Annotated in this window: 4 protein-coding genes; 1 reads left to right on the forward strand and 3 read right to left on the reverse strand. The window is 67.2% G+C overall.

Translation table 11 applies throughout. The features are described 5' to 3' along the window. The 3 genes from LI94_RS20590 to LI94_RS20600 all read right to left on the reverse strand — a co-directional run. The coding region (locus LI94_RS20590) for an acyl-CoA synthetase (protein ID WP_239651288.1) at positions 1–1591 on the reverse strand (1591 nt) is incomplete at its 3' end. 59 nt (positions 1592–1650) lie between these two features. Further along, positions 1651–2268, reverse strand: coding sequence for a cysteine hydrolase (locus tag LI94_RS20595; RefSeq protein WP_046302388.1), 618 nt, complete (start codon positions 2266–2268; stop codon positions 1651–1653). After that, positions 2265–3275: a Rieske 2Fe-2S domain-containing protein gene (locus tag LI94_RS20600; RefSeq protein ID WP_046302391.1), complete on the reverse strand. Its 1011-nt coding sequence runs from the start codon at positions 3273–3275 to the stop codon at positions 2265–2267. The genes LI94_RS20595 and LI94_RS20600 overlap by 4 nt, the downstream gene beginning before the upstream one ends. 91 nt (positions 3276–3366) lie before the next feature. On the opposite strand from LI94_RS20600, the gene LI94_RS20605 reads away from it, so the two are divergent. Next, positions 3367–3633: NAD(P)-binding protein (locus tag LI94_RS20605; RefSeq protein WP_046302389.1), on the forward strand; the 267-nt coding region annotated here is incomplete at its 3' end.

Below are 3633 nucleotides of genomic sequence, written 5' to 3' on the forward strand. Positions count from 1 at the left end.
TGTGTATAAGAGACAGGCCCTGCTCGGCCTGCTCGCGTGCCCACCGGTAGTCGGCCTTGCCGGCGGGGCTGCGCACGATCGTCGACCGGAACACGACCGCCTTGGGCAGCTTGTAGCGGGCCAGTGAACCGCCGGCATGCTCGATGAGCTCGGCGGCCGTGACGGCGGCGCCGTCAGCGAGGGCCACCACGGCCACCACCTCCTGGCCCCAGCGTTCGCTGGGCCGTCCGGCGACCACCACGTCGACGACACCCGGATGCGACGCAAGCGCCGTCTCGACCTCTTCGGCGAAGATCTTCTCGCCACCGGAGTTGATTGTCACCGAATCCCGGCCGAGCAGCTCGATCGATCCGTCCTGGAGGTGCCGAGCTCGGTCTCCGGGAACGGCGCAGCGCGCCCCGTCGATCACCGGGAACGTCGCAGCGGTCTTGGCGGCATCGCCCTTGTAGCCCAGCGGGACATAGCCGCGCTGACCGAGCCAGCCCAGGCCGTCGTGCCCGGGTTGCAGCACGGCTCCAAGGTCCTCGGCCACCACGCAGGTGTCCGGTCCGCCGGCGAAGGTTCCGGTGGCGACGGCACCGGAGGTCGACATGTGACGCATCTGGGCGCCGGTCTCCGACGAACCGACCCCGTCGATCACCATGGCGCCGGGTAGGGTCTCGACGATCTGCTGCTTGACGTAGGGCGTCAACAGGGCGCCGCCGTTGGCCACCACCAGCAGCGACGACACATCGGCGCTGCCCTTGCGGATCGCATCCAGCAGAGGCCGGGCCATCGCGTCGCCGACCACGGTCACCGACAGCACCTTTTCCCGCTCGATGGCGCGCACCACGTCGTCGGCGTCGAAATGGTCCACAACCGAAGGAAAAACCAGGGTTTGGCCGGTGTTGATCGCGGTCATCACCGCCCACTGGGCGGCGCCGTGGATCAGCGGCGGCAAGATCATCAGCTTGACGCCCGGGTTGTCGCGAGCCGGCCCCACGATGTCGTCGATGGAGCTGACCTCTTCGGCGGTCATCAGATTGCGGCCGCCGAACGAGCCCATGAAGATGTCGTGCTGACGCCAGAGCACGCCCTTGGGCATCCCGGTGGTGCCGCCGGTGTAGAGCACATACAGGTCGTCGGGCGAGGGCTGGACCGCAGGCGGCTCCGGCGAACTGTCCGCCAGCACCGTTTCGTAGTCGACCGCCCCGTCGAGCAGGGCGTTGCCCGAGTCGTCAGCGATCTGAATGAGGACCTTGAGCTGGGGGAGGTCAGGGAGTACTTCGGCCAGCGTGGGCGCGAACGCGGCGTGGTACACCAGCGCGGTGGCGCCGGAATCAGCCAACAGGTAGGCCAATTCATTGCGCACGTAGCGGTAGTTGACGTTGAACGGTGCCACCCGGGCCCGGAAGCTGCCCAGTAGGGTTTCGACGAACTCGTTGCCGTTGTAGGCGTAGATCCCCAACAGATCCTGGCCGGTCTCGTGCGCAGCCAGGTCCGACCGCGGCGTGTGGCACCCCAGCCCGCGGGAGTGCAGGTAGGACGCCAGCCGGTTGGACCGCTCGAGGATCTGCGCATAGGTGTAGCGCCGGTCGCCCTGGATGATCATGTCGCGGTCGGGAATCGCCGCGGCCACCGCGTCGGTGACCTCCGGCACGGTGAACTGGGTCAGGGTTGCCACGTCTCCATCAGCTCCTGTGTGGTGGTGATCGTCGCCAGCAGCGACAGGGTGTTGTCGATGATGGCAGCACCGTACTCGGCCGGGACACCGGCCACCGCGTCGCGGGGCACCACCACGCGGTAGGCGGCGTTGACCGCATCCATGACCAGGTTGGGGATGGCGACATTCAGCGAGACCCCCACCGCGACAACGGTGGATATGCCCAGGTTGCGCAGGATTGCATCCAGATCGGTTCCACCCATCGGCCCGAGGCCGTGGTAGCGGCTGAGTACCAGGTCAGACGGCTCCGGCCCGAACTCGGGCAGCAGGGTGGCGCCGGCGCTGCCCGGATCGATGCGCACAGCTCGGCGGCCGGCGGAGAACAGTCGCGCGTTGTGATTGGAGCCCAAGCCGTCCGGGCGGCGGTGCACCAGGCAGTGCACCACCGCAACTCCGGCGGATCGCGCCGCCGGCAGCAGCAGGCTGATGTTGGGCAATGCCTCGCGGCGTGCCTCGTCGGCCAGGGCCGCCAGGCCGGCGTCGGGCCCCACCACCGCGCCCTGCAGCTCCTGGGTGATGAGTGCGGTGTGCGCAGGCGCTATCAGGTCCGCCAGCGCGACGGTCATGTCAAGACGGCCTCGGTGGGCGCCACGTCGTAGAACTGGGTCGCCCATTTCCGCAGCGTCATAAACGGTTTCGCGTCGACCTGGGACAGTGCCGGATTCTGGATGTAGCGCTGGTAGCGCCAGATTCCCAGGTCGTCTTCGACGGTGGTCAAAAACTGCTTCTCGACGCGCGCGCGCACGTCATCCGGCGGGGCCTCGGAGTCATCGCCGGGAATCCGCGGCCACCAGATCGAATAGAACAGGTCCGAGCGGCCCTCGTCGACCGGGGTGCAGGTGAAGATCAGCCGGTGCTGTTGCACGCCCTCGAAGATGCTGATCGCCCCGCCGAGCCCGAACAGATGGCTGTGGAAACGCAACGCCATCTGTTCCGGGTCGTCGGCGCGCTCGTCAGGCCAGCCTGCGACGAACTGCCATTCCTGGTCGGCCATCTTCCAATCGAGCATCCTCGGCGTCACCGTCGCGTGGTGCACGTACCGGAAATGTGCGCTGTCAGCGGCATTCTCGGCGACGATCTGCGGGTGGACCGGTTCGCCCTCCAGGCGTCGGGAGAACTCCGGGTAGGCCCGGTAGTAGTCCTGCGGACCGGCGGGGAACTGCGGAAACTTGCCGAAGATGTCGGGCATCTCCCAGTGGGGTTCGGCGCCGTCGGGGTGGTGCCATGCGAACACGCAGCCGTGCTGTTCGCGGACCGGGTAGACCCGCAGGCGCAACGCCTTGTTCGGCCGGTCCGGCTGATAGGGGATGAACTTGTTGCAGCCGTCGGGGCCCCACTGCCAGCCGTGGAACGGGCACTCGACCCGGTCTTCGGCCACCGTGCCGCCGTGGCCCAGGTGGGCGCCCATGTGCTTGCAGTGCGCCTCCATCACACGCACTTCGCCGTCGGCGTCGCGGTAGGCGACCAGGTCCTCGCCGAAGTAATGCAGAGCACGGGTGGTTCCGGCGGCGAACTCCGGTGACCAGCCGATCATGAACCAGCCGGTGACCTTCCAGGTGAACGGAACCTTCATGGCATTTCCTCCCACGGCATCCAACTGAATACCGTACCGTAAACCCATCGATAGGCAACCCTGCGGAGCGTCGACTAAAGGCGGCCGAACGATGGCTGACGCCGATGAGCCCGAGGTTCTCGACGCGCTGATCATCGGCGCCGGCTTCTCGGGCCTGTATGCCCTGCATTACCTGCGCCAGTGCGGGGTCCGCGCCCGCGTGCTGGAGGCCGCCGAAAACGTCGGCGGGACATGGCTGGTCAACCGGTATCCCGGCGCACGCTGCGATATCGAAAGCGTCGAGTACTCCTACAGCTTCTCCGAGGAGATCCAGCAGGAGTGGACGTGGACCTGTCTCTTATACACATCTCCGAGCCCA

The sequence above is a fragment of the Mycobacterium sp. UM_Kg27 genome (assembly GCF_000972905.1).
GTDB lineage: Bacteria > Actinomycetota > Actinomycetes > Mycobacteriales > Mycobacteriaceae > Mycobacterium.